Here is a 23,305-nt window from a genome sequence, read left to right on the forward strand (position 1 = left end):
CTGCGCGGGTGAGTCCTAGCGGGGGCCCTCGTCGGTCCAGCCCGCGACCAGGACGATCTCGGTGCGTCCCCCTCGGTCGTCCGTGCACGACAGGACCTGCGAGGTGACCGGGTCGATGATCAGGGTCCGCTGGACGCCGGACGGCAGGCCGAAGGAGAACGCCTCGCCATGACGACCTCTCGTGTCCGTACGGGCGCCCAGGTAGCGCACCTCGGACAGGTCGGCCAGTGCGCGGTAGGCGGCGGCGCGGACCGCCGGCAGGGACGGCTTGGTCCAGAGCAGGCCGCTGAGCGCGTCGGCGAGCAGCCTCGCGTCCGGCAGCATCGCGGTCACCCGCTCGCGTAGCGCGGCGGGATCGGAGGGCAGGTTCTGGATCTGCGCGTACGTCAGGTCCTGTCCCGCCATGCTGAACGGCGACTTGCCCGTGACCCGGGTCACGCGGCCCTGTTCCGCGGTCCACGCCCGGCCGTCTCTGGTCGCCCAGAGCTCGCTCTCCCTGGTGCCGTCGTACAGCTTCTTGACGTGCCAGTAGGTCCCGTCCGCGGCGGAGGACTCCGCCGTGGTGGCCGCCGCCAGCAGGATCGACCGGCTGGACGGCTCCTGCCCGGGTGCGCCGTACACGACGAGGACCATCGCGAGGGCCGCCGCGACGACGGGGGCCGCCAGCCACGACAGGCGCCTGCGCCTGCGCCGGGCCGCCAGCTGCCGCCATACTCTGGCCCGCCCCTGCGGGTCCGGACCGGGCTCGCCGTACAGGTCGCGTACCAGCTCATCCATGGACGCGCACCTCGCCGAGACGGGCGCGCAGCTTCTTCCTGGCCCGGTTCAGACGGGAGCCGACGGTTCCGTACGGGATGCCGAGCGCGGTGGCGATCTCCTCGTGGGTCAGCCCTGCCAACGCGACGAGCAGCAGCACGTCGCGATCGCGGCGATCCAGCTCGGCCAGGGCGGAGGCCAGCTCAGGACGAAGACTCTGGGCACTGACGCGGACGGCCACCGAGTCCTCGTGCCCCGGGGAATCGGCTTCGGGGCCGAAGCGGCCGAGAGCGCGCAGGGTGCGGGCCTCCAGGCGGCGGTGCTTGCCGATCAGGTTCGTGGCGATGCCGTACAGCCAGGCCCGGACGCTCGCGCGGGACGGGTCGTACTGCGCGCGCTTGCGGAACGCCGTGAAGAACGTCTCCGCGACGATGTCCTCGGCGTGGTCCGGGCCGAGGCGCTGGGCGACGTAGGTGTGGATCTCCCCGAAGCACCTGCCGAACAGCTCCTCGAACCCCTCCGCGTCCAGTGCCCCCGGTGCGCGGGCCGTCCAGGGCACGGGCATCGCGATGGTCTCCCCCGTCATGTGGCGCCTTCCGATGCATCAATGGTCATCTCTTATCACCCGATGCACCGGTTTGCTTTCACGGCTGCCCAGGAATCGGCGCATGTCGGCGGAAGCGCAGCATGGCCTCGTCTATCAGGATCTCGGCGCACTCACGCGGCTCCCATCCGCGGACGTTCGCCGTCTTTCCGGGCTCCAGATCCTTGTAGACGTCGAAGAAGTGCCCGATCTCGCCTCGTACGTGCACCGGGACGTCGTCCATGTCCTGACACCCCTCGAAGCGAGGATCGTCCGCAGGTATGGAGAGGATCTTGGCGTCCGGGCCGGCCTCGTCGCTCATCCAGAACACCGCGACGGGACGGACGCGGATGAGGCAGCCGGGGAACGTCGGCACCTCGCCCAGCACCATCGCGTCCAGCGGGTCCCCGTCCTCGGCCAGGGTGTCGGGGAGGAAGCCGTAGTCGTAGGGGTAGACGGTCGCTGTGAACAGCAGGCGGTCCAGCCGGATGTGCCGCTGGTCGGGGTCCATCTCGTACTTGTTGCGAGACCCCCGTGGTGTCTCCACGACCACGTCGAAACGCATGAGCCCTACCTCAAAGCACCTAACCGTTCGCCTTCGCGAGCAGTTCGCGAGCTCTGGCCGCGTGTGCGCGCTCGACGAGGACCTCGTACTTGTCGGCGACCAGACCGCTCTCCGATATGTGCCGGGACTTGGCGGCCTCCGCCTTCGGGAGTGGTGACGGTGCGGCGCCGCCTATCCCCCTATATCCGCCTTTTCCGGACGCCAGACCGGACAACCTCACGGCGGCGGAGATCTTTCGTGCCCTGACTACCCGGCTCGGGCATGTGGTCCCGGTGGGATCAGCACTACCCGAGGGCCTGGTCGAGGTTGAAGGCGGCGCTGATGAGCGCCAGATGGGTGATGGCCTGCGGGAAGTTGCCGAGCTGCTCGCCGGTGTGCCCGATCTCTTCGGCGTACAGGCCCAGGTGGTTGGCGTAGGTCAGCATCTTCTCGAACGCCAGACGGGCCTCGTCGACGCGGCCGGCGCGGGCCAGCGCCTCGACGTACCAGAACGAGCAGATCGAGAACGTGCCCTCCGCCCCCTGCAGCCCGTCAGGGCTCGCTTCGGGGTTGTAGCGGTATACCAGCGAGTCGGAGACCAGCTCGTCACCCAACGCGTCGAGGGTGGACAGCCACTTGGGGTCCGTCGGCGAGACGAACTTGGCCAGCGGCATCATCAGCACGGACGCGTCCAGGACGTCCTCGTCGAAATGCTGGATGAACGCTTCCCTGTCGGCCGACCAGCCGCGTTGCATGATCTGCCGGTAGATCGCGTCGCGAACCCGTCTCCAGCGCTGCATGTCGGCGGGAAGTCCGCGTTGCGTGGCCATCCGGATGGCGCGCTCGATGGCCACCCAGCACATCAGCCGCGAGTAGACGAAGTTCTTGCGCCCGCCGCGGGTCTCCCAGATGCCTTCGTCAGGCTGGTCCCAGTTCTCGCAGACCCAGTCCACCAGCGTGCACAGCGAGTCCCAGCGACCGCTGGCTATCGGATCGCCCCACTTGTTGTACAGGTAGATGGAGTCGATGAGCGCGCCGTAGATGTCGAGTTGCAGCTGGCCGGCGGCGGCGTTCCCGACGCGCACCGGCGCCGATCCCCGGTACCCCTCGAGATGGTGCAGCTCCTGCTCGGGCAGGTCACTGCGCCCGTCGATGCCGTACATGATCTGCAACGGACCGGTACGGCCGTCCCCGCTGAGCGGGACGTGGCTGCACAGGAAACCCATGAACGCCTCCGCCTCCTCGGTGAAACCGAGCCTCAGCAGGGCGTACACGCAGAACGCGGCGTCGCGGATCCACACGTACCGGTAGTCCCAGTTGCGCTCGCCGCCGATCTGCTCGGGCAGGCTGGTCGTCGCCGCGGCGACGATCCCGCCGGTCGGCGCGTAGGTGAGCAGCTTCAGCGTGAGCGCGGAGCGGTGGACCACCTCCCGCCACCGTCCCCGGTAACGGGAGGCGGACAGCCAGCCACGCCAGAACGCGACCGTGGCGGCGAACTCGTCCGCCGCCTCCTCGATCGGGCAGCCGCGCAGCTCAAGGCCTTCGCCCAAACGGTCGAGCGCGAAGACGGCCTGCTCTCCCTCGGCAAGCTTGAACCGCGCCCACACGTCCTGCCCGTCGGTCTCCATCAGGACGCTGGAGGTCAGGGCGATGCGGACCGACGAAGTCTCGAACAGCGCCCGGTGCCCCTCCAGGCATACGGTGTGCGGCTGCCTGGCGTAGTCGAAGCGGGGAGCCACCCGGGCACGGAACGGGAGCGTGCCGCGTACGCACGTCACGCGGCGGATCATCCGATGCCGGTCGGCCTCGCGCGGGTCACCCGCGATGGGCATGAAGTCCTGGATCTCGCCCACCCCGTCCTCGGCGAAGAACCGGGTGATGAGCACATTGGTGTCGGGGAAGTAGAACTGCTTGGTCCTGGCGGGCGTGTCGGCGGCCAGTTCGAACGACCCGCCCCGATCGGCGTCCAGGATCGAGCCGAAAATGCTCGGGGAGTCGAAGCGGGGGCAGCAGTACCAGTCGATCGTGCCGTTCGTGCCGACGAGCGCGACGGTGCGCAGATCGCCGATCAGCCCGTGCTCGCCGATCGGCAGATATCGGGGGTCATCGGTGTAACCGAACGCTCCAACCGCCATCCGTCCCCTCCTCCTTGCCCTCAAGCTACGCACATCGGGCACTCGCCCGTCCCTGCCGCCCGTCAAGACAACGCAGATCTTCACCACGCGCCCGGGACATGGATTGGACACGGGTTTATCCCGGAACCATTGCCGGGTCATTGCCGCCAGGATTTGGCGTATTTGCGCCGGTACTTTAGATCGCCCTCGGTCACGATGAGAGCCATCGCCCGTTGTTCGATGGTCTCGTCGCCGGTCGCCTTGTGGAGATTCCGCACGCCGATGACGATGTCGTTTCGGATGAGCGTGCAGTTCTTCTCATGGGGAGGTTGGCGGCCACCTCGCCCCACTGGTTTCGGCTCCGACGTCATGCGACGCAGCATCGCGCGAGCCGTCGCTCACGGCTTGCGGGCGACACCGCAGACGGCGCTCACCACGGCGGGCGGCTCGTCCCACCGGTCCGGGGCCGGGCGCCACTCCGGGGTCGGGACCACGCCGGGCTCCACCGGCTCCAGCCCGGCGAAGAACTCCGAGATCCGCTCGGGACTGCGCAGCTGGTAGGTGTTGGCGGCGCTCTTGTTGTAGCTGGCGACAGCCTCTATCAGCGCTGGATTGGTGTTGGTGCCGTCGCTCAGCACCAGGTAGCTGCCGGGCACGAGCGGGTCCATCAGCTGGTCGATGATGTCCTTGGGATTGTCCTCGTCGACGAGCTGGCCGGCGATGCTCAGCATCATGACGGCGACGGGCTGGGAGAAGTCGAGCGTCTTTGCGGCTCCGCGCAGGATCACGTCCGGGTGGTGGACGTCCGCGTCGATGTAGTCGGTGGCGCCAGGGGCCGCGCCGGTGAGCAGGGCACGGGCGTGGACCAGCACGATGGGGTCGTTGTCCACGTAGACGACGCGGGATTCGGGGGCGATGCTCTGGGCGACCTCGTGGGTGTTGTTGGCTGTGGGCAGGCCGGTGCCGATGTCCAGAAACTGCCGGATGCCCACTTCGCTGACCAGATAGCGGACCGATCGGATGAGGAACTCGCGCTGCAGGCGGGCGACCATCGCGAAGTCCGGGAACAGCCGCAGCAGGGTCTCACCGGCCGCGCGGTCGACGGCGAAGTGGTCCTTCCCGCCTAACAAGAAGTCCCACACCCGGGCGGAGTGCGGGACGGTCGTGTCGACGCGGGCCCAGGCCGACTCGGCGGCATTACTGTCGCTCATGCTGGAAGTTGACTCCCTATTGCAGGATATGGGAGGGATTTTGACGGTACAGCAACGCGTGTACGTCTTCCAAGCACCTCCGAGGCCGGTGCCCGGCACTGCCGGGCTCCTGCCCGTGATCGGGCGGTCGCCCTCCGTCGGGTACGTGACGCACGCGATCATTGTCGCAGGAGCCGTCTTCAGCAGTGCCAGGATGCCCAGATGCCGCGAAATAGCGTGATAGGTCAGCCGCCCCACGCCATGTTGATCTCACGCTCGAAGTTGACGTATCCGGCGCGTTCGAAGGCCCTGGCCATCGGCACGTTCCCGAGGTCGGTGGCCGCGCGGATCCGCGGGACGCCCTGGCCGGCGAGGATCCTCGTGCCCTCGGCGAGCAGGTCGTCGATGTGGCCCTGCCCGCGGTGCGCAGGCAGGATGCCGATGTAGGCGATGATCGGGTTGTAGCTGTTGCGGGCCGGGATGACGAATCCGACGGGGTCTCCGCCCGCCGTCGTCGCGATCCGCCACCACTCCCGCGGGCTCTTGTAGTGCGCCAGCTCCTCGTCGTAGTGCTTGGCCGCCGCCTGGGAGGCGGGCATCGTGGCCAGGTCGGCCCGGCCGTGCGCGTCGAGGGTGCCCGCCATGACGGCGGTCATCAGCTCGACGAGCTCGTCCCGGTCGCCGACCGGCCGGAACGTCAGGCGCCCGCTCGGCTCGGGAACCGGCGTCCCCGGACGCCATTCCAGGCGCAGGCGTTCGACGAGCAGCTTGGCGCCGGTCCGTTCGAGCACTGCCATGCGGTCCTCGACGATCTGCCCCGCCGCCCTGTCTTCACGCCAGTCAGGCGGGATGTACCGGCCGTACTGGGGCGGCAGGGCGCCCGGCGGCAGGACCGCGGCCATCGCGGTCTCCAGCAGCCGCACCCCGATGTCGATCCGGTCCGGGTCGGCGTCGTCGAGGTCCAGCGTGTCCAGCACGTACGGCGGGTCCTCGGGACGCTGCGCCCACCAGGCGAGCCTGGCGACAGGGCGGTCACCCCGCAGCGCCAGCCACATCCAGTCGGGCCGGCGGCGGCCGGTGTCGAGGTCGTCCGCCAGCTCGTCGTTGAGGACGTAGGGCAGGCGGCAGAAAAGGTCGAGTTCGGCGCGCCCGGAGAGCGGGCGCATGGTCAGGTCGTTCTGGGTCAAGGCACTTACCTTCGGTAAAAGGTGTGGTGTGCCAGGACGCCCCAGGGTCAGCTAGTTGCCGGACCTCTGGAAGGAACTGGCACGACGGGTCGTGGAACGCATCGGCTAATCCCTCCTATCGCTGCTCAGGCCCCGGGCCCTCGATGGGCGGGGTCGTCATGTTCTATCGGATCCGCAGCAAGGCGAGCAAATCCATTCCAAGCCGGGCACCTCGCACGATGTGCCCACCTTGATCGTATGCGAGAGCTTTTCGTCACCGACCGACTAGTATGGCGTTCTGCTCACGAGACGAAGGGGCGCCCCTGTGACAGAGGCGGAGCGCGTACCTCCTGGTGTCAACCCGCACGTCCCGAGCTCCGCTCGCGTGTACGACTATCTGCTCGGCGGCAAGGACCATCTCGCGGTCGACCGGGCGGTGGCGGACAGACTCCTCGCCGTCGCTCCGGACACGCGGCTCGTCGCCCGGGCCAACCGGATGTTCCTGGTGCGTGCCGTGCGGCACCTGGCCGAGAACGGCGTCCGGCAGTTCATCGACCTGGCCACCGGCATCCCCACCTCGCCCAGCGTGCACGAGGTGGCCCGCGCGGTGAGTCCCGCGTGCCGGGTCGTCTACGTGGACTACGACCCCGTGGTGCGCATGCACGCAGACGTGCTGCTGGCCAGCGAGCCGGGAGTGGCGAGCATCCAGGCGGATCTGCGCCGGCCTGACGAGATCCTGGTCGATCCGCACGTCACGGGTCTGATCGACTTCGATCAGCCGGTCGGCGTGCTGGTGGTCGCCGCGCTGCACTTCGTCCGGGACGAGGAGGACCCGGCGGGCATCGTGGCGGAGTTCCGCAAGCGGATGGCGCCGGGCAGCTACCTGGTGCTCTCGCACACGATGGCGGAGAGCGATCCGGATGCGAAGGCCCAGCTGACCATGGCGACCGCCAACTCCCCCGCCGAGGCCACCTTCCGCGGCCATGACGAGGTGCTGAGCTTCTTCGACGGGTTCGAGCTGATCGGGCCCGGCCTGGTCCCGGTGCACGAGTGGCGCCTGGACGACGCGGACGACGCGGCGATCCCGCTGCTGAGCGGCCCGCCGAAGCTCCGCGTCGACGGCGGAGTGGGACGCCTGACCGGCTGAGGCGGCTCGTTCCGGCCGGGGGTCACTCCAGGCCGAGCGGCAGGACTTCGACCGTCTGCGAGCTGCCGCCGCGGTCCCCGAGCCGCCCGAAGGCGAGCGTGAGTGCCGGGCCGGTGGTGGCGGCGCGCAGGAGCGGGTGTGCGGAGAGCACCTCGGTGACCGGGCGGTGCCAGGTCACGGTCAGCTCGTCCAGGTCCCGCCGGGGGTCCGACACGGTGACGGTGGCCGTGCCGTCGGGGCGCTCTCGCACGAGGACGGCGCACGGGGCGGAGGCGGTGACGCCGCCGACGGATCCGGCGGTCCAGAAGTTGACCGCCGTGATGCCCGCCGACGGGACGTGGACGCCCTGCTGGCGGGAGGTGTTGGCGAGCACGCGCATCCAGCCGGGGTCGGCGGCGCGAGCCCTGGTGCCCGCCAGGCTCGAGTTCGGCAGCAGCAGGTAGGCGTATCCGGCCGAGACCGGGTCGGTGCCGTGGCCGAGCCAGAGGGTGACCTGGGTCCGGCCGCCGCGTTCGCCGCGCAGCGCGTGGAGCGGGTGGTCGGCGCGCATGACGTAGCCGCCGTGCCCTTCCAGGTGCCCCCAGCGCGCCTCGCCGTCGACGGTGAGGAGGCCGTCGGCCCGGCGGTCGTCCACGATGGTCTCGACGGGCACGCCGTCTCCGCTGGTGATGCCGGCGCCCAGGCAGACCACGGCGTCGTCGAGGAAGACCCACGACTTGAAGGCCTCCATCGTGCTTTCGAGGCCGTACAGATGCTGGCCGACCGTCGCGTACGTGCCGTCGGTGGCGCCGCCCACCCAGCGGGCCGGCGGGCAGACGCCGCCCCAGGCCTCCCCGGCGCCGTCCGGCAGCCGCCGCGTGGAGACGGTCGTGCCCGGCAGGCGGTAGGGGTCGGCGGTGCGCCAGAACCCGCCGGAATACTGGTCGCCGTGGCCCTCGCCCCACCAGTAGAGCATCCCCGAGCCGGTGTGCCAGCCGCGCGGGTTCTCGCCGTTGCCGTGCTCGTAGTGGGCGATCCGGTAGGAGGCCATGCTGAGCGCAGCGCACCAGCCCGGCCTGCGGTGTACGGCGCGGGCGCTCATCGGCAGCAGCCGGTGCCCCGCGGGCTCGCCGGCGGCGGGGATCTCGTCGTCGCCGAGTATGGCGGCCAGGCGTGAGCGGAATGCCGGGTCGCCACCGCCGGGCGTGGACGGGTACGAGCCCCGTACCGCCCAGCCCTTGACCATGGCCTGCCAGCGGGATCGCTCGGCCGCCGAGGCGGTCTCCGCCAGCAGCAGGATCGCCGAGGCGATCCGCTGTCCCCTGGCGCGGTCTCCGTACGCCTGCCTGCTGATGGCGCGGCCGCTGACCAGGTCCATGCACGAGCCGTCGTGGACGAACGGCGCGAACGACCGCTCGACGCTGTCGTAGACGATCTGCCGGTTCGGGTCCGTGACCTCCCATGGCGAGCCGCGCAGCACCGCGAACAGGGTCGCCAGGCCGTGTAACAGCACCGCGCCGTAGCCGCCCTGGTAGGGGACGGTGGTGTGCTGGATGAACGAGCCGTCGCGGTAGAGGCCGTCGCCCTCGGAGACGTAGCGGAAGACGGGCGCGAGCGCGGAAGCGGCCAGCCCGGCCTTGCCCGGGTCTGCGCCGATGACGGCGCGCAGCAGCATCACCGTGCACAGGTCCACCCTGTTGGCGCCGGTGCTTGTGCCGTCGTAGCCGGCCAGGCGGCGCTCGGGGACGAAATGGTCCACCGCCTCCGCGAGCGCCGCGCTCTGCCGGCCCGTCAGGTGGGGGCCGATCAGTACGGCCGCGTCGAGGAGCCTCCTGGGGGCGCCGATCTCCCAGTCCCACCAGTTGCCGTCGGCGTCCGCGCCCGCGCTGTAGACGTGCCGCCGGCAGTGGTCGATGCCGGTGGCGACGGCCGTGGCCAGGCGGGCGTCGCCGGTCAGTCCGGTGCCCGGCGCCGCGTACGCGCGGGCCATCGCCTGCAGCCTGGCCGGGGTGCGGGTCAGGGAGGGGAACGGCAGGTCGGCCAGAGGGACGTGCGGGCCGGTGCCATGGTGCCGAGGTGCCGGGCCACAGCCGTCGCCGCCTCCGTGACGCCCGCGCCCGCCGTCACCTCCCGCCATCTGTCCCGCAGCGGGGGCAGTGAGCTCGCGAGATCGGGAGCGGGCGGATCGTCGCGCACCGGGAAGACCACCGCGGCCGTGGCCATGCCGCCGAGCGCTAACAGTGATCGCCTGGAGTATCGCGGCACGCCTGCATTATCACTGGCCGTGGCGCCGGGTGAGGAGGAGCATGACGGCAGGAGCCCTTTGACGGAGGCGAGCCAGGCATGGAGACACCAGCAGCCGGCCCCGAGCCGGGACGGATCCCGTTGCGGCCGGTCGACCGCGTGAGCGTGACCACCCTGATCGACAACTCTTCCGACGTGCTGCTGCCCGACGAGGGACTGGTGCGGCGGTGGGGACTGAACGGCACGGGCAAGGGGCTGGTCGTGCTCACCGGATGCGGCCATGCCGGGATCGTGAACATCGTCCGGCACGCCAAGCGGCTGACCGGCGTGGACCGGGTGCACGCCGTGCTGGGCGGCTTCCATCTGAGGAGCGGCCCGATCATCCCGCGGACGGTCGAGGCCCTGGTGGCGGAGGCGCCCGCTGTGGTCGTACCCGCTCATTGCACGAGCTGGACGGCACAGCACGCGCTCGCGGCGGCCATGCCGGGAGCGTTCCGGCCCAACGCCGTCGGAAGCAGGTTCGAGCTGTGAGCGCGGCGGGCCCGGTGGGGCCGCGGGACGCGATGGAGTTCATCAACGAGCAGGACGAGGCCACGCTGCGGCGGTTCGTCGACCGGCTGGAGGCGCGCGGCGCCGACCCGGTGTTCACCGGCTACCGGGAGGAGTACTTCGACCGGGCGGCGCTGACGTCGGCGCGGACGGTGCTGGAGGTCGGCTGCGGCACCGGGCTCATCGCGCGGGCGCTGGCGGGCCGGAAGGGGTTCGGCGGGCGGGTGACAGCGGTCGACCAGAGCCCGGTGCTCGTGGACGCGGCCCGGCGGCTGTCGGCGGCCGAGGGCGTGGACGGACGGATCGACTTCCTGGTCGGTGACGCGCACGCGCTCGACCTGCCCGGCGGGACGTTCGACGCGGTGATCGCGCACACGCTGATCAGCCATGTCGGCGATCCTCTGACGGTCCTGCGGGAGGCGGCCCGGGTGGTCCGGCCCGGCGGCACCGTCACCGTCTTCGACGGGGACTACGCCTCCCTTTCCTTCGGCGGCGCCGACGCCGCACTCGGGCAGGCGATGGAGCAGGCGCTGCTCGCGGTGATCGTCAGCAAGCCGCGCGTCATGCGCGACCTGCCTCGGGTCCTGGTGGCGGCCGGGCTGCGGACGACCTTCGTACGTGCCCACGTCCACGCCGAGGTCGGCACCGGCGCCTTCTTCCCCGGCATGCTGGACGCGTTCGCGCCGCTGATCTCGCGTGCCGGGCTGCTCCCGGCCGAGCGGGTCGACGGCTGGCTCGCCGAGCAGCGCCGGGCCATGGCGGACGGGACGTTCTTCGCGGCCTGCAACTACTACACCTACATCGCCGAGCGCCGGTCGTAGACTGGGCAGGAGCTCCTACGACCTGGCGGCGGTGGCCGGCGACAAGCTGACGATGTCCTACGCGCTGCGGCATCTGGGCATCGCCGAGGCCAGCGGCGCCAAGGGGGGTCATGGGCTGGGTGTCCGAGGCCCGCGAGCAGCTGTAGCGGTCAGGGCCGGCACCGCTTCGGACAGCGACGCCAAGGCATGATCGTGTCCTGACCGGGTAGCCGCCGCGAATGCGGCACCAGAACTGGAAGACCTACGGTGAGGGCGGGCTGGGAGCGCGGCTGACCGTCGCCTCCGTCACGGTCGCGCTCGTCATGATCCCGTTCATGCTGCTGCTCGTCCTGGCCAAGATGCCGCTCAACCGGCTGGACGCGAGCGTGGCCGGGGAACTGCACGAGTACGCGCTGGCCAATCCCGCCGTGACCAACCTGCTCATCGTGTGGACCGATCTGTTCGGGCCGTGGCCCTGGCGTATCGCGGTCGTCGCGCTGGCCGTCTGGCTGTGGCGCAGGGGCGCACGCCGGGTCGCGATCTGGGCGGTCACCACGATCACTGTGGGCGGGCTGCTCGGCCTCGCGCTAAAGATCGTTGTGGCCCGGGCCAGGCCGAGCCTGCCCGACCCCGTGGCGCTGGCGCCCGGCGACGCCTTCCCCTCGGGGCACGCGCTGCACGTGACGCTCGGCGCGGGCGTGATCGTGCTGCTCATCCTGCCCCGGCTGCCCGCCTACGGGCGGTTGCTGACCTGGGCCATAGCCGGGTTCCTGGTGGTGTCCGTCGCCTACACCAGAGTCGCGCTCGGCGTGCACTGGGTCAGCGACGTCGTCGCCGGGATCATCCTGGGCGTGGCCGTGATCGCCGCCACCGTGGCGGCGTTCGAGACCTGGCGGCGAGAGCAGGGCCGAAGGCCCGCCTCGCCTCCGGTCGAAGGAGTGGAACCCGAGTCCGTGAAGGTGATCCGTGACCAAGATTGATGTGCGCCACTACGCGTTAGCTCTCGTCCTGCCACTGGTGCTGATGGCCGTGGTGACGTTCGGGGCGGGTGAGCTGGTCCTGGCCATGAGCACCGGCGAGAGCGCGGTGAGCAAGGGCCTGGCCGCCGAACGCAGCGGCGTGTGGAACACGCTGACCGACTTCGGCAGCAGCTTGTCCGACACCCCGTACATCGTCGCGCTCACCGCGGCGGCGGCGATCGCCTTCAGGCTGGCCTTCAAGCGCTGGCGCGAGTCGGTCTTCCTGATAGCGGCCGTGTGGAGCCAGTCGCTGATCTTCCTGGCCACCACCCTGGTCATCGACCGGCACCGGCCCTCGGTGCCTCACCTCGACCCCGCGCCACCCACCTCCAGCTTCCCCTCGGGGCACGTCAGCGCCGCGGTCGCGTTCTACTGCGGCCTGGCGCTCGTCATGAGCACCCGCGTCCGCGGCAGGGCATGGCAGGTCGCGATCTGGGTCATCGGCGGCGCCGCGCCGCTCCTCGTCGCCTTCTCCCGGCTCTACAGGGGGATGCACTTCGTCACCGACGTCCTCTGGGGGCTGCTGCTCGGGATCGTCTGCGTGGTGGTGGCCGCCCGCGCGATCCTGCGCCGCGCGGACTGATCTTGCCGTACGGCGGGCGGCCGGGGCGGGCCTAGACGAGGCCCGCGGTGTCGGCGCGGAGCCGGCTGCCCTGCCGGAACACCTCGGCCAGCGCCAGCACGACGAACCCCGAGACGACCGCCCAGTGGTGGTCCTGGACCGCGCCCATGGTCACGCCCTCCAGAGGGGTGCCGGAAAGCAGCGCCCACAGGGCCAAATCCTCCACTCGGGGCAGCATGCCGACCCCGATGAGCAGGAAACCGATCGTCACCAGCCTGCGCGCGTTCGCCGGGACGAACGGGTCGCCCGCTCCGAAGGTGCGGATCACGACCAGCAGGAGCACCGCGACGATCCCCAGGATGAGCACGAGCAGCAGGTCGGGCAGCGCGAGCCCGAGTCCGCCCCACACGGTCACTGCGAGGAGGCGGATGCTCAGCGGAGGCTTGGTCATGAGACGTCTTCCCCTCGGCGGCGGTATCGATTCTCGATAAAACGATAAACGATATGCCTTATCCGGACAAGGCTGGGATTTATCTCCTTACGGCATAAGCTATTATCAGGATTCCGACAATGGTTTACGGCGTACGGAGTTGACATGCCCAAGGCGACGATGCATGACGGAAGCACCATCGACATCGAGGTGCACGGCACCGGCGAGACCCTGCTGATCCCCGTCAACCCACGGCCTCTGGAGGGGCCGCAGGCGGAGGAGATGCGCAAGTGGGGGGCCGATCCGGCGCTCGGCCGCTCGCTCATCGACGGGCTCAGCGGGCAGATGCGGGTGGCCGCCTTCGACTACGAGGGGCATGTGCTCGCCGAGCCCAAGGCCGGCACGCTGACCCCGGACAACGTCGCCGCCGACATGCTGGCGGTGGCCGACGCAGTGGGGGCCGGGCGGTTCGCGTACTACGGCTACTCCTGGCTGGCGCTGAGCGGGCTGCAGCTCGCGATCCGCACCGACCGCCTGTCAGGGCTCGTCATGGGCGGCTTCCCGCCGGTCGGCGGGCCGTACGCCGAGATGCTGGCGGTGACCGCGGCCACGCACGAGATGGCGGTCACGCCGAAGCCCGCCGAGCCTGCCGAGCCCGCCGAAGGCGGCGAGTTCGACTGGTCCTCGGTGGAGGTGACGATGACGCCGGCGCAGACCCAGCAGTTCCTCACGCTGTACGAGGCGCTGCGGGGGTTCGACGACCTCGCGGCACAGCCGCACGTCACCTGCCCCCGCCTGTGCTTCGGGGGCTCGGCGGACGAGATCGAGTACGGCGAGCGGTGGGGCGACGTGCACGTGAGCATCGGCGGGCCGATCGTGCGCCGGCGGGCGGAGCTGGAAGGGCTCGGCTGGGACGTGGAGGTGCTGGAAGGGCTCGACCACACCCAGGCCATGCAGGCGGCGAACGTGCTGCCGATCCTGCGCCCGTGGCTCGCCGCGCACGTGTGAACCCCCCGCACGGGGAACAACGGGTCTCGACAGCACGCCGACACCTGGGACAGCCATGCAGACCTTCCTGCCATTCCCGGACTTCGCCAGTTCGGCGCGGGTCCTCGACCCGCTGCGCCTCGGCAAGCAGCGGGTCGAGGCGCTGCAGGTGCTGCGTGCGCTGACCGTCCCCGGGTACGGCTGGCGGCACCATCCCGTGGTGAAGATGTGGGCCGGGTACGAGGAGGCGCTGGTCCGCTACGGCCTGGAGATGTGCGGGCACTGGTGCGCCTCCGGCCGCGCCGACACCTGCGCCGGGACCATGTCGCGCGAGCTGGCCGAGCACTGCGGCACCGCCGCCGTCCGCTCCCAGCCGGAGCTGGAGGAGGCGGGCGAGCTGCCTCCGTGGCTGGGCGATCCCGCCCTGCACCTCAGCCACCGCTCCTCCCTGCTGCGCAAGGACCCGGCCCACTACCGGCCCATCTTCGGCCAGGATCCGGACGACCTCGACTACGTCTGGCCGGCCTCGGACCGCCCACCCGCGTGCATGCCAGGCGGCTAGGCGTTCCCGCTCTCCTCGACCAGCCGGGTGATGGAGTCGACCCTGCTCACCCGGCCGTCGGGAGCGAAGGCGGCGAACAGGTACACCTCCAGCGTCAGCACCTTGCCCTTGCGCAGCACCGAGTGCACGGTGTACCGCGCCGACGCGCGATCTTCGCCGACCAGCACGTCGCCCACCTCGATGCGGCTGCTCACGAGGTTGCGGCGCACCGGGCGGACATGGTCGATCAGCCGCTGCCGGTCGAGGGTGATCCCGTCGTTGTGGTACTCGAATCCGGGCACGTAGTAGCGGTCCAGGACACTGCCCGGGTCCTCCTCGCCGTACGCCAGCTCGTCCGGCAGCACGGTCAGAAACGCCTCGAACCTCTCTCGCAGGTCCATCTCTCCCCCTATACGACTTCGAAGTTGGCCATCATGGCCATGTCCTCGTGTTCGAGGTTGTGGCAGTGGAAGACGTACCGGCCTCGATAGCCGGTGAACCGGGTGACGATCTCCACGGTCTGGGCGTCGCGCAGCTCCACGGTGTCCTTCCACTCGGGCGGGCCCGCGGGGCGCTCGCCGTTCGCCGACAGCACCTGGAAGTGCGCCAGATGCAGGTGCACCGGATGGGCGACGTCACTGGTCAGCCGCCAGATCTCGGTGTCACCCAGCCTGGGCCTGGCGTCCGTCCGCCGCGGGTCGAACGGTTTGCCGTTGATCAACCAGCCGGTCCCGCCGTGCATGCTGCCACTGGTGAACTCGAAGTCCCGGGTGACGGCCGCCTTCGCCGGATCCAGCCGCTCCACCGCGGACAGCCTGGCCGGGACGGCCGAGTCGTCACGCGCGTCGCGGTCGACGACGAACCTCATCACCCTGCCCTGTGGCCCCTCACCCGCGAGATTGCGCAGCTCCACATGCTGTCCGACCTGGTACGCCGCGAAGTCGACGACCACGTCCACCCGCTCACCGGGAGCCAGCCGCACCTGCCGGACCGCGAGCGGCGCGGACAGCAGGCCGCCGTCGCTGCCGATGCGGATGAGCGGCCCGCCCGTGGACAGCTCGTACGCGCGGGCGTTAGAGGCGTTGAGCAGCCGCAGCCTGTATCTGGCGCGCGCCACCCGCAGCTCCGGCCAGGGCGCGCCGTTGACCAGGATGACGTCGCCGAGCACCCCGCCCATGTACGGCTCGCGGGCGCCCGGCCGGTCCGGATAGCCCGGGTAGGGCATGGAACCGTCCTCGGCGAAGGACCGGTCACAGATCATCAGCGGCACGTCACGCTCGCCCGCGGGCAGCGGCAGCGCCTCCTCCTCGGCGTCACGCACCAGGAAGAAGCCCGCGAGGCCGCGCCACACCTGCGGCCCGGTGTGATCCATGCGGTGATCGTGGTACCACAGCGTGGCCGCGCGCTGATCGAGCGGGAAGTCGTAGTCCCGCCGCGCACCCGGCCGCACCAGGTCGGTCGGGTAGCCGTCGGACTCCGGCGGGGTGCGCCCGCCGTGCAGGTGAAGGACCGTGGGCGCGGCCAGCTCGTTGGCGAGCCGCACCACGGTCCTGCGCCCACTGCGCGCCTCGATGGTCGGGCCCGGGAACTGCCCGCCGTACCCCCAGATCCCGGTCCGCAGGCCGGGGAGGATCTCCACGTCGGCGGCACGCGGCGCCAGATCGTAGTAGTCGACGCCGCCCTCGCTGCGCGCCGGCCTGGCCGGCGCGGGCACCGGCAGCGGCACCGCGTACGGCCTGGGCAGCGGCGCGGTGCTGGGAAGCAGCTGCGGCTGCGGCGTGCCCGCGAGCAGCGAGCAGCCGGGCAGCCCGGCCGCGGCGACCGCGCCGAGACCGAGCAGGCCGAGCGCGCGCCTTCTCGTCAGCGTCATGCCGCTGCCGGGGTGCGGCTGGACATGGCGCGGAAGAGCTGTACGACCGTGCCGCCGAAGATGGCGACGCCGAGCGGCAGGTGCAGCTCCTTGATGCCCGCTTCGCCGAGCATCGCCGCGATCGCCGTGGCGGCCAGCAGGATGACGGCGGAGGGGATGAAGGCCGGTGAGCCCCGCCCCGGCCGCCACACCAGGATGGACAGCAGTACGTGGATCGCCCCGATGCCCGCCAGGGCGAGGCCGGACGCGACGTGCAGGGCCCTGCCGTCGGCGGAGGACAGCAGCATGCCGGCCGTTACCGACTGGAACAGGGCAGCGACCACGTGCAGGGCCATCACGGTGCGCAGCGCGGTGAGGAAGTTCATCGAATCTCCTTCGGGCTTCGGGCTTGGGCTTCGGGCTTGGTGTTTCGTTGCTTTGGAGGCGCGGTGCCGCGCGGTGTCCGCACATCGTCGTCGGACGGGACGGCCTCGGTCGTCGTGCCGGGGTCGACTTCTGCGACTACGGCGGGGGGAGCGGATTTCGGGCGACTACCGCCCTGGGAGTAGACGTCTTCTCCGACCAGGAGCCGATGCGAGCGGCCATGACGGCGGTTTACTGTGCGGGCATGAGCTTTGATCAGGGCCGGCGTCCGGGCGCCGCCGATCTGGCGCTCGCGGTGGTCGTCGCCACCGTGCAGCTGGCCGGGGCGCTCGCCACGCCCGGTGTGGCGGCCCTGGACTACGCGGCCGTCCTGTGCGGCTCGCTGGTGCTGGTGGCCTGGCGCTGGTCCCCGCTGCTGGCTCTGCTCGTCAGCACGCCCTGCATGCTCGTCTACGCGGCGGAAGCGACTCCCGGCCCGCCGGCCGCCTTCCCGGTGCTGATCAGCGTGTTCGCCTCGGTCAGGGCAGGGCATCCGCTGCTCGCGGCGGGCGCCGCCACGCTCTTCCTGGGCGGCACCCTTGCGGCCAACCTGGCCGAAGCCACCACCAAGTCCCCGCAGGAGATCATCCAGGGCACGACCCTGCTGCTCGGCTGGTTCGTCGCGGCGGGCGTGGCGGCGACCGTGAGCAAGCACCGGCAGGCCTTTCTGCGGCAGGCGGAGGAGCGTGCCGCCGAGGCCGAGCGCAGCCGCGAGGAGACCGCCCGCCGCCGCGCGAGCGAGGAGCGGCTGCGCATCGCCAGAGAGCTGCACGACTCGCTCACCCACAGCATCTCCATCATCAAGGTGCAGGTCGGGGTGGCCGTGCACCTCGCCCGCAAGCGCGGCGAGGAGGTGCCGGCCGCGCTGGTGGCCATTCAGGAGGCCAGCGGCGACGCCATCCGCGAGCTGCGCGCGACCCTTGAGGTGCTGCGCGACCCCGACCCGGACCAGCCCGGCGACGGCCCCGACCAAGGCGGCAGCAGGCTGGACCGGCTCGGCGAGCTGGTGCACCGGGCGCGCTCGACCGGTTTGCCCGCCACCCTGACCATCACCGGAGAGCAGCAGGGACTGCCCGCCGACGTGGACCGCGCCGCCTACCGGATCGTCCAGGAGGCGCTCACCAACGTCGGCAGGCACGCCGGCCAGGCGTCCGCGCTGGTGCGCATCGACTACCGGCCCGACGAGCTGGTCGTGCAGGTCGACGACGACGGCACGGCCCACCCCGACCGCCCGCCGGCCCCCGGCGTCGGGTTGCTCGGCATGCGCGAGCGCGTCACCGCCCTCGGCGGCCGGTTACGCGCCGAGCCCCGCGCCGAGGGCGGCTTCACCGTACGCGCCGAGCTTCCGGTGAGAGGCTCGTCGCTTCCGGCGAAAAGCTCGTCGCTTCCGGTGAAAGGCTTGTCGTGATCCGCGTCCTCATCGTTGACGACCAGGCACTCATCCGCGGCGGCTTCCGGGCCCTGCTGGAGGCCGAGGACGACCTCGAGGTCGTCGCCGAGGCGGCCAACGGCGAGCAGGCCCTCGCCCTGGCCCTGACGCACCGGCCCGACGTCGCGCTGGTGGACGTGCAGATGCCGGTGATGGACGGCATCGAGGCCACCCGCCGGATCGCGGCCGACGAGCGGCTGAGCGGGGTCCACGTGGTGATCCTCACCAACTACGGGCTGGACGAGTACGTGTTCGACGCGCTGCGCGCCGGGGCGTGCGGCTTCATGGTCAAGGACACCGAGCCCGAAGACCTGCTCCAGGGCGTCCGGGTCGCGGCCAGAGGCGACGCGCTGCTCTCCCCCTCCATCACCCGCCGCCTGATCGGCGCGTACGTCGCCCACCGGCCGGAGCCCGTCCCCACCGGCCTCGACGTGCTGACCAACCGCGAACGTGAGGTGACGGCGCTGGTCGCCCGCGGCCTGTCCAACGACGAGATCGCCGCCCAGATGGTGATCAGCCCCATGACCGCCAAGACGCACGTCAGCCGGGCCATGACCAAGCTCCGCGCCAGGGACCGCGCCCAACTCGTCGTCTTCGCCTACGAGTCCGGGCTCGTGGCCCCCCGCCGCACCTCCTGAGCCTCGTTGTGGAGGGGGCCGCCCCGTTGCGGAGGGGGCCACCCCCTTGCGGAGGGGCCCGCGCCGGCGGTCCGCTACTTGCAGGTCCGGGTGCCGGGGTCGCAGAAGTCGACCTCGGCGTAGCGCGTGGACGGCTTGTCCAGCAGGGGTTGCGGCTTGGCGCGCAGGTGCAGGTCGAAGAAGGCCCGGACGTATCTGCGGGTGATCTCCAAGGAGCGTGCGCCGGACATGTCCAGCTCATAGTCGAAGCCCACCTGGTCCACCAGCAGCAGCGGAATGTCGGTGAAGGACGGGTGCTGCGCGCCGGCCACCACGAGCCAGCGCTTCCATCCGGTCAGGCGTTCCCAGTCACGATCCCACGACGTGTCGCGGCCTCCCGGGTTGTGTTGCGGCGCTCCCAGGAACAGGAACGGCCGCGACAGCCCGCCCGTCGGGATCGGAGCGTACGTGGTCCCGTCCATGTTGATCCCGGCCCGCACCCTGGTGTCCTTCAGCATGGCCGCCAGGGCGCTGGCGCCTCCCAGCGACTGGCCCGCCATCGCGATCCGGGACGGGTCGATCAGGGAGGAACCCTTCCACTTCGGGCGTGATCCGGTCAGCTCGTCGAGCACGAAGGAGACGTCGGCCGCCCGAATTCCGACCACCTTCTTCCCGAAGTCCTTGTCCTCGTCGGTCTTACACGCGACACAGGTGGCGATCCGCCCGTCAGGGAAGGTGATGGCGTAATTCTCATACGTGTGATCGATCCCGGCCACCACGTAGCCTCGGCTGGCCAGCTCCTCGGCCAGGGCCGTGAGGGTGCTGCGAGGCTTGTTGCCGCCGGGAGAGAGCACCACGAGGGGCAGGCCGCGCTTGCGCCCTGCCGGGTCGACGTCGGTGAAGGCGTTGGTCCGCGTCCTGCTCAGCACGTCGTACGGCAGGCTGGTTATCCTTCCGCCCTTCAGGTGGAGCTCCGACTCCTTGGGCGTCATGTACTGTGCCCGCCGCTTGCCCTTCGACTTGGCCGGATACCACAGGGAGACCATGAGCTCCCTGGCCTTCGCCGGCACCCAGGGGTCGGTCCGAGACCTGTCCTTCAGATGCAGGGACGTGGTGCCGACCGGGTGTGAGCCGGTCGGCTTGGGCAGATGTGGCGTCGGAAGCGCCGACACCGTCACCCCACCGGCCCCGGACGCAGGCGTGGCCGCGGGTGCGGAAAGGGCGGGCGTGGAGCAGGCCAGCACCGCGAAGGCGAGCAGACCGGCGACGGTGGCCAGGCCGCCACGCAGGGCCTGGGGCGGGGTGGGTGCGTTGTTTGGCTGATTTGGGTGGTTCATCGAATGTTCGTCCTTCCGGTCGGTGTGGTCGCTTCGACGGTGAAACTTCTGTGGGCGGGCTGATGGCAGGAGGTAAGGGAGGGCTCGATTCCGTCTGGCGGCAGGCTCCGGTTGGGGGCCGGGCGTCAGATTGTGGCGAGAGCCTCGGTGGGGGCGAGGCGGGCGGCCCGGCGGGCCGGGTAGAGTCCCGCGAGTGCTCCGATCAGGACGGAGAGCAGCACGCCGCCCGCGATGGCCGCGCCGGGGAGCACGAGCGGCCAGCCCCGGTACGCGGCGTATCCGAGCGTCACGGCGAGGCCGATGGCCACGCCCGCCGCCCCGCCCAGCATGGAGACGGCGACCGACTCGGTGAGGAACTGCAGCCGGATCTGCCCGCGCGTGGCTCCGAGCGAGCGGCGCAGCCCGATCTCCTGGCGGCGCTCCAGCACCGATATGATCATGATGTTGGCGATGCCGACGGCTCCGACGAGCAGGGCGACCGCGCCGAGCCCGAGCAACAGCGAGTCGAAGGCGGAGGCCGCCGTGAGCTGGACCGTCAGCGCGTCGGAGGGCCGGCTCACCTCGGCCTCGATCGGATGCTCCGGATGTGCCGTCGCCGCCAGGACGTCCGCCACGGACTTGACGGACTGGTCGGTGGACCTCTCGTAGATGGTGGTCGGGTGGCCGTCGAAGCCGAGCCGGGCCGCGTACGTCCAGCCGATCAGCGCGGACCGGTCGATCTCCGGCGCCAGGCCGGTGCTGTCGAGGATGCCGATGACGGTGAGCCAGCGCCCCGCGACGTAGACCTGCTCGTCGTGGCCGGCGCGGGCGACGCCGAGGCGGTCGGCGGCGACCGATCCCAGGACCACCGCTGGATAGCGGCCGGTCGCGTGGTTGAGGAAGGTGCCGGATCTGACGGTGGCGCCGAGCGTCTCCAGGAGGTCCGTACGGGCCGCGGCCACGGCGATGCCGTTCGTATCGGTGAGGCTGACCTTGTCGGTGCGGCGTACGCTCGCGCCGGGCAGCCGGCCGACGGCGGAGACGGCCAGGACGCCGGGGATGCGACCGACCATGCCGACTGCGGTCGTCGGCAGCCTGCTGTCGCCCCCTTCGAGCGACCGCCCGGGGGTCACCGTGAGCAGGTTGGTGCCGAGCCGTTCGATCTGTGCCATGAGCCCGGCCGCGCTGACCGTGCTGATGCCCATCACCGCGACCATGGCGGCGATGCCGATGGAGACGCCGAGCGCGGACAGCACCGCGCGCAGCGGCCTGCCGCGCATTCCGGCGAGACCGGCGATCGCCAGGTCCGTGGCGCGCAGCCGTACGGGATCGGGGAGCGGGATCACCTGGGCACCCCCGTGTCGACGCGGACCCGTCCGTCGAGGATCTCCAGGCGGCGCGGGAGCGCCGCGGCGACCGACGCGTCGTGGGTGATGATGACCACGGCCGTGCCGAGTCCGGTGAGGATGCGCATGATCTGCGCGCCTGACGCCTGGTCGAGGTTCCCGGTCGGCTCGTCGGCCAGCAGGAGGGCCGGTTCGCCGACGATCGCGCGGGCGATGGCGACGCGCTGCTGCTCGCCGCCGGACAGCTCGCCGGGGCGGTGGCCGAGCCGGTTGCCCAGTCCGACGCGTTCGAGCGTGTCGCCTGCCCGGCGCCGGCGTTCCCGGTGCGGCACGCCGTGATAGAGCAGGCCGGTGGCGACGTTGTCGATCGCCGAGAGGTGCCTGGTGAGGAAGAACTGCTGGAAGATGAAGCCGATCCAGCGGGCGCGGACGGCCGCGAGCCGGATGTCCGGCAGCGTGGCGACATCGTGTCCGTGGATGCGGACCACGCCGGCGCTCGGCCGGTCCAGGGTCCCCATCAGGTTCAACAGCGTGGACTTGCCGGAGCCGGACGGCCCGACGATGGCCAGCGATTCGCCCGGCCCGACGGTCAGGGACACCTCGCGCAGCGCGTACAGGCCGCCCGCGTACTCCTTGGTGACGTTCTCCACCTCGATGACCGCGCTCATGTCCGCGGCACCTGCACCTTCGCGCCCTCCGCCAGGTCGCCCTCGACCTCGACGTTCCCTTCGGCGAAGATGCCGAGCTCGACCGGGACGTCCCGGACTCCACCGGTCTCGACGACCTTGACCCGGTAACCGCCGCCGGGGGTCGCCAGCAGCGCGGCGACCGGCACGGCGAGTACGTCCTGGTGCACGGTTCCGGCGAATCCGACGGTCACCGGCGCGCCGTCCAGCCGGCCCGCGTCACGGGGCTTGTCCAGGACGATCCGGACGGTGACGGTGGCGGACTCGGTCCCCTCGCCGGTCTGGGACTGCGAGGCCGCGACGGCGACGGAGCCGACCGACGCGATGCGCCCCGTGGTCTTCACCTCTCCTGGAAGGGTGATGGTCACCTTGTGCTTCTTCTTCACCAGATGCTGGTGGGTGACCGGGATCTTCACCTCGACCTGCCGGGTGGTCCCGGTGGCCGCCAGCACGGCGCCCGACGCCGGCATGCCCGGACTCGTCTTGAGAGCGGTGACGCGGATCGCGCCCGGCAGGACGACGACGTCGCCGGGGGCCACCACGCCGGTCTCGGATACGCCCAGGTCGTCCTGCCAGGCCCTGACGGCGGCCCGCAGTCTCCAGTCGAAGTGCTCGTCGAGCGTCATGCCTGCGCCGTAGCCGAGCTTCTTCAGGTTGCGCTTGAGGATCCTGATGTCGCCGCCCTTGCCGACGCCGAGGAAGAGGGTCCGCCAGAACGGCGCGGACCCGTAGAACAGCGGGATGTGCCGGCCGTCCACGTCGTAGACGGATCGTCCCCGCCTGAGGACGTCACTCACCTTCGGGAGCCGGGTGAGGCGGCCCCGCGAGTCCGCCGTCACGGTGTAGGAGCCCGCGTAGCCGAGGGTGCCGTCCACCTCGGTGCGGTCTGCCATGTCGGCGCGCACGACCTGGGCCGTGGGCAGGGTGGCGTTGGCGGCCGGCGCGGCGGCGGGCGCGCTCCGGAGCCCGACGGCCACGGTGCCGCCGGCGGCGGCGAGCACGAGAGCGGCCACGATGATCATCCAGCG

General features: G+C 71.1%; 27 protein-coding genes. 10 read left to right on the forward strand and 17 right to left on the reverse strand.

Annotated elements, in window-relative coordinates:
- Positions 1 to 15: 15 nt before the first annotated feature.
- The 7 genes from V5E28_RS36825 to V5E28_RS36855 all read right to left on the reverse strand — a co-directional run bounded on the left by V5E28_RS36825 (position 16) and on the right by V5E28_RS36855 (position 6,374).
- Positions 16 to 777 (reverse strand): CU044_5270 family protein, encoded by a 762-nt coding sequence (locus V5E28_RS36825; RefSeq protein ID WP_336213978.1) that lies wholly within the window; start codon positions 775 to 777, stop codon positions 16 to 18.
- Positions 770 to 1,342 (reverse strand): RNA polymerase sigma factor, encoded by a 573-nt coding sequence (locus tag V5E28_RS36830; RefSeq protein WP_336213980.1) that lies wholly within the window; start codon positions 1,340 to 1,342, stop codon positions 770 to 772. The genes V5E28_RS36825 and V5E28_RS36830 overlap by 8 nt, the downstream gene beginning before the upstream one ends.
- 58 nt (positions 1,343 to 1,400) lie before the next feature.
- The gene (locus tag V5E28_RS36835) at positions 1,401 to 1,904 is read right to left on the reverse strand and encodes an inorganic diphosphatase (RefSeq protein WP_336213982.1); all 504 of its coding nucleotides are present in this window, start codon (positions 1,902 to 1,904) and stop codon (positions 1,401 to 1,403) included.
- A 284-nt stretch (positions 1,905 to 2,188) separates the two neighbouring features.
- A complete protein-coding gene (locus V5E28_RS36840) occupies positions 2,189 to 4,018 on the reverse strand; it encodes a glycoside hydrolase family 15 protein (protein WP_336213983.1) in 1,830 nt (609 codons plus the stop codon).
- 137 nt (positions 4,019 to 4,155) lie between these two features.
- Entirely contained in the window at positions 4,156 to 4,368 is a 213-nt protein-coding gene (locus V5E28_RS36845) for a hypothetical protein (RefSeq protein ID WP_336213985.1), read from the reverse strand.
- Between the two features lie 27 nt (positions 4,369 to 4,395).
- Positions 4,396 to 5,208 carry an SAM-dependent methyltransferase gene (locus V5E28_RS36850; protein ID WP_336213986.1) on the reverse strand — a complete coding sequence of 271 codons (813 nt, stop codon included), beginning with the start codon at positions 5,206 to 5,208 and terminating at the stop codon, positions 4,396 to 4,398.
- Between the two features lie 224 nt (positions 5,209 to 5,432).
- Positions 5,433 to 6,374, reverse strand: coding sequence for a GNAT family N-acetyltransferase (locus tag V5E28_RS36855; protein WP_336213988.1), 942 nt, complete (start codon positions 6,372 to 6,374; stop codon positions 5,433 to 5,435).
- A 304-nt stretch (positions 6,375 to 6,678) separates the two neighbouring features.
- On the opposite strand from V5E28_RS36855, the gene V5E28_RS36860 reads away from it, so the two are divergent.
- Positions 6,679 to 7,500, forward strand: a complete 822-nt coding sequence (locus V5E28_RS36860; protein WP_336213990.1) for an SAM-dependent methyltransferase — start codon at positions 6,679 to 6,681, stop codon at positions 7,498 to 7,500.
- 22 nt (positions 7,501 to 7,522) lie between these two features.
- Here V5E28_RS36860 and V5E28_RS36865 read toward each other — a convergent pair whose 3' ends face one another.
- Positions 7,523 to 9,469: a polysaccharide lyase 8 family protein gene (locus tag V5E28_RS36865; protein WP_336213992.1), complete on the reverse strand. Its 1,947-nt coding sequence runs from the start codon at positions 9,467 to 9,469 to the stop codon at positions 7,523 to 7,525.
- 26 nt (positions 9,470 to 9,495) lie between these two features.
- Complete coding sequence (locus tag V5E28_RS36870; RefSeq protein WP_336213993.1) at positions 9,496 to 9,744, reverse strand: hypothetical protein; 249 nt, start codon at positions 9,742 to 9,744, stop codon at positions 9,496 to 9,498.
- Between the two features lie 78 nt (positions 9,745 to 9,822).
- Between V5E28_RS36870 and V5E28_RS36875 the strand changes: the two genes are divergently transcribed.
- The 5 genes from V5E28_RS36875 to V5E28_RS36895 are packed head-to-tail and all read left to right on the forward strand — an operon-like array spanning position 9,823 to position 12,674.
- Positions 9,823 to 10,254, forward strand: coding sequence for an MBL fold metallo-hydrolase (locus V5E28_RS36875; RefSeq protein ID WP_336213995.1), 432 nt, complete (start codon positions 9,823 to 9,825; stop codon positions 10,252 to 10,254).
- The gene (locus V5E28_RS36880; RefSeq protein WP_336213997.1) at positions 10,251 to 11,093 is read left to right on the forward strand and encodes a methyltransferase domain-containing protein; all 843 of its coding nucleotides are present in this window, start codon (positions 10,251 to 10,253) and stop codon (positions 11,091 to 11,093) included. Before V5E28_RS36875 ends, V5E28_RS36880 begins: the two co-directional genes overlap by 4 nt.
- Before the next feature lie 31 nt (positions 11,094 to 11,124).
- Positions 11,125 to 11,283, forward strand: a complete 159-nt coding sequence (locus V5E28_RS36885) for a hypothetical protein (RefSeq protein WP_336213998.1) — start codon at positions 11,125 to 11,127, stop codon at positions 11,281 to 11,283.
- Positions 11,284 to 11,311: 28 nt separating this feature from the next.
- Positions 11,312 to 12,052, forward strand: coding sequence for a phosphatase PAP2 family protein (locus V5E28_RS36890; RefSeq protein WP_336213999.1), 741 nt, complete (start codon positions 11,312 to 11,314; stop codon positions 12,050 to 12,052).
- Positions 12,039 to 12,674: a phosphatase PAP2 family protein gene (locus V5E28_RS36895; RefSeq protein WP_336214001.1), complete on the forward strand. Its 636-nt coding sequence runs from the start codon at positions 12,039 to 12,041 to the stop codon at positions 12,672 to 12,674. Before V5E28_RS36890 ends, V5E28_RS36895 begins: the two co-directional genes overlap by 14 nt.
- Before the next feature lie 31 nt (positions 12,675 to 12,705).
- Here the strand turns inward: V5E28_RS36895 and V5E28_RS36900 are convergent, their stop codons facing one another.
- A complete protein-coding gene (locus tag V5E28_RS36900) occupies positions 12,706 to 13,104 on the reverse strand; it encodes a DUF2975 domain-containing protein (protein ID WP_336214002.1) in 399 nt (132 codons plus the stop codon).
- A gap of 144 nt (positions 13,105 to 13,248) precedes the next feature.
- Between V5E28_RS36900 and V5E28_RS36905 the strand changes: the two genes are divergently transcribed.
- Together V5E28_RS36905 and V5E28_RS36910 are read left to right on the forward strand one after the other, a co-directional pair.
- Entirely contained in the window at positions 13,249 to 14,091 is an 843-nt protein-coding gene (locus tag V5E28_RS36905; RefSeq protein WP_336214004.1) for an alpha/beta fold hydrolase, read from the forward strand.
- A 55-nt stretch (positions 14,092 to 14,146) separates the two neighbouring features.
- Complete coding sequence (locus V5E28_RS36910; RefSeq protein WP_336214005.1) at positions 14,147 to 14,632, forward strand: MSMEG_6728 family protein; 486 nt, start codon at positions 14,147 to 14,149, stop codon at positions 14,630 to 14,632.
- Here the strand turns inward: V5E28_RS36910 and V5E28_RS36915 are convergent.
- Genes V5E28_RS36915 through V5E28_RS36925 form a run of 3 tightly spaced genes read right to left on the reverse strand, consistent with a single transcriptional unit; the run spans position 14,629 to position 16,846 of the window.
- The gene (locus tag V5E28_RS36915; protein WP_336214007.1) at positions 14,629 to 15,012 is read right to left on the reverse strand and encodes a nuclear transport factor 2 family protein; all 384 of its coding nucleotides are present in this window, start codon (positions 15,010 to 15,012) and stop codon (positions 14,629 to 14,631) included. The two genes, V5E28_RS36910 and V5E28_RS36915, sit on opposite strands and share 4 nt — an antisense overlap.
- 8 nt (positions 15,013 to 15,020) lie before the next feature.
- Positions 15,021 to 16,481, reverse strand: a complete 1,461-nt coding sequence (locus V5E28_RS36920) for a multicopper oxidase family protein (RefSeq protein ID WP_336214009.1) — start codon at positions 16,479 to 16,481, stop codon at positions 15,021 to 15,023.
- On the reverse strand, positions 16,478 to 16,846 hold the full coding sequence (locus V5E28_RS36925) for a hypothetical protein (protein ID WP_336214011.1): 369 nt from the start codon (positions 16,844 to 16,846) through the stop codon (positions 16,478 to 16,480). Before V5E28_RS36925 ends, V5E28_RS36920 begins: the two co-directional genes overlap by 4 nt.
- A gap of 242 nt (positions 16,847 to 17,088) precedes the next feature.
- Here V5E28_RS36925 and V5E28_RS36930 point away from each other — a divergent pair, with 242 nt between their 5' ends.
- Both V5E28_RS36930 and V5E28_RS36935 read left to right on the forward strand, forming a co-directional pair.
- Positions 17,089 to 18,291: a sensor histidine kinase gene (locus V5E28_RS36930; RefSeq protein ID WP_336214012.1), complete on the forward strand. Its 1,203-nt coding sequence runs from the start codon at positions 17,089 to 17,091 to the stop codon at positions 18,289 to 18,291.
- On the forward strand, positions 18,288 to 18,950 hold the full coding sequence (locus V5E28_RS36935; RefSeq protein ID WP_336214014.1) for a response regulator transcription factor: 663 nt from the start codon (positions 18,288 to 18,290) through the stop codon (positions 18,948 to 18,950). Before V5E28_RS36930 ends, V5E28_RS36935 begins: the two co-directional genes overlap by 4 nt.
- A 74-nt stretch (positions 18,951 to 19,024) precedes the next feature.
- Here the strand turns inward: V5E28_RS36935 and V5E28_RS36940 are convergent, their stop codons facing one another.
- The 4 genes from V5E28_RS36940 to V5E28_RS36955 all read right to left on the reverse strand — a co-directional run bounded on the left by V5E28_RS36940 (position 19,025) and on the right by V5E28_RS36955 (position 23,299).
- Positions 19,025 to 20,266, reverse strand: coding sequence for an alpha/beta hydrolase family protein (locus V5E28_RS36940; protein ID WP_336214015.1), 1,242 nt, complete (start codon positions 20,264 to 20,266; stop codon positions 19,025 to 19,027).
- Positions 20,267 to 20,391: 125 nt separating this feature from the next.
- On the reverse strand, positions 20,392 to 21,591 hold the full coding sequence (locus V5E28_RS36945; RefSeq protein WP_336214017.1) for an ABC transporter permease: 1,200 nt from the start codon (positions 21,589 to 21,591) through the stop codon (positions 20,392 to 20,394).
- On the reverse strand, positions 21,588 to 22,259 hold the full coding sequence (locus V5E28_RS36950; protein WP_336214019.1) for an ABC transporter ATP-binding protein: 672 nt from the start codon (positions 22,257 to 22,259) through the stop codon (positions 21,588 to 21,590). The genes V5E28_RS36945 and V5E28_RS36950 overlap by 4 nt, the downstream gene beginning before the upstream one ends.
- Positions 22,256 to 23,299, reverse strand: a complete 1,044-nt coding sequence (locus tag V5E28_RS36955) for a peptidoglycan-binding protein (RefSeq protein ID WP_336214127.1) — start codon at positions 23,297 to 23,299, stop codon at positions 22,256 to 22,258. The genes V5E28_RS36950 and V5E28_RS36955 overlap by 4 nt, the downstream gene beginning before the upstream one ends.
- Positions 23,300 to 23,305 lie beyond the last annotated feature (6 nt).

The sequence above is a fragment of the Nonomuraea sp. LPB2021202275-12-8 genome, from assembly GCF_037044575.1.
Lineage (GTDB): Bacteria > Actinomycetota > Actinomycetes > Streptosporangiales > Streptosporangiaceae > Nonomuraea.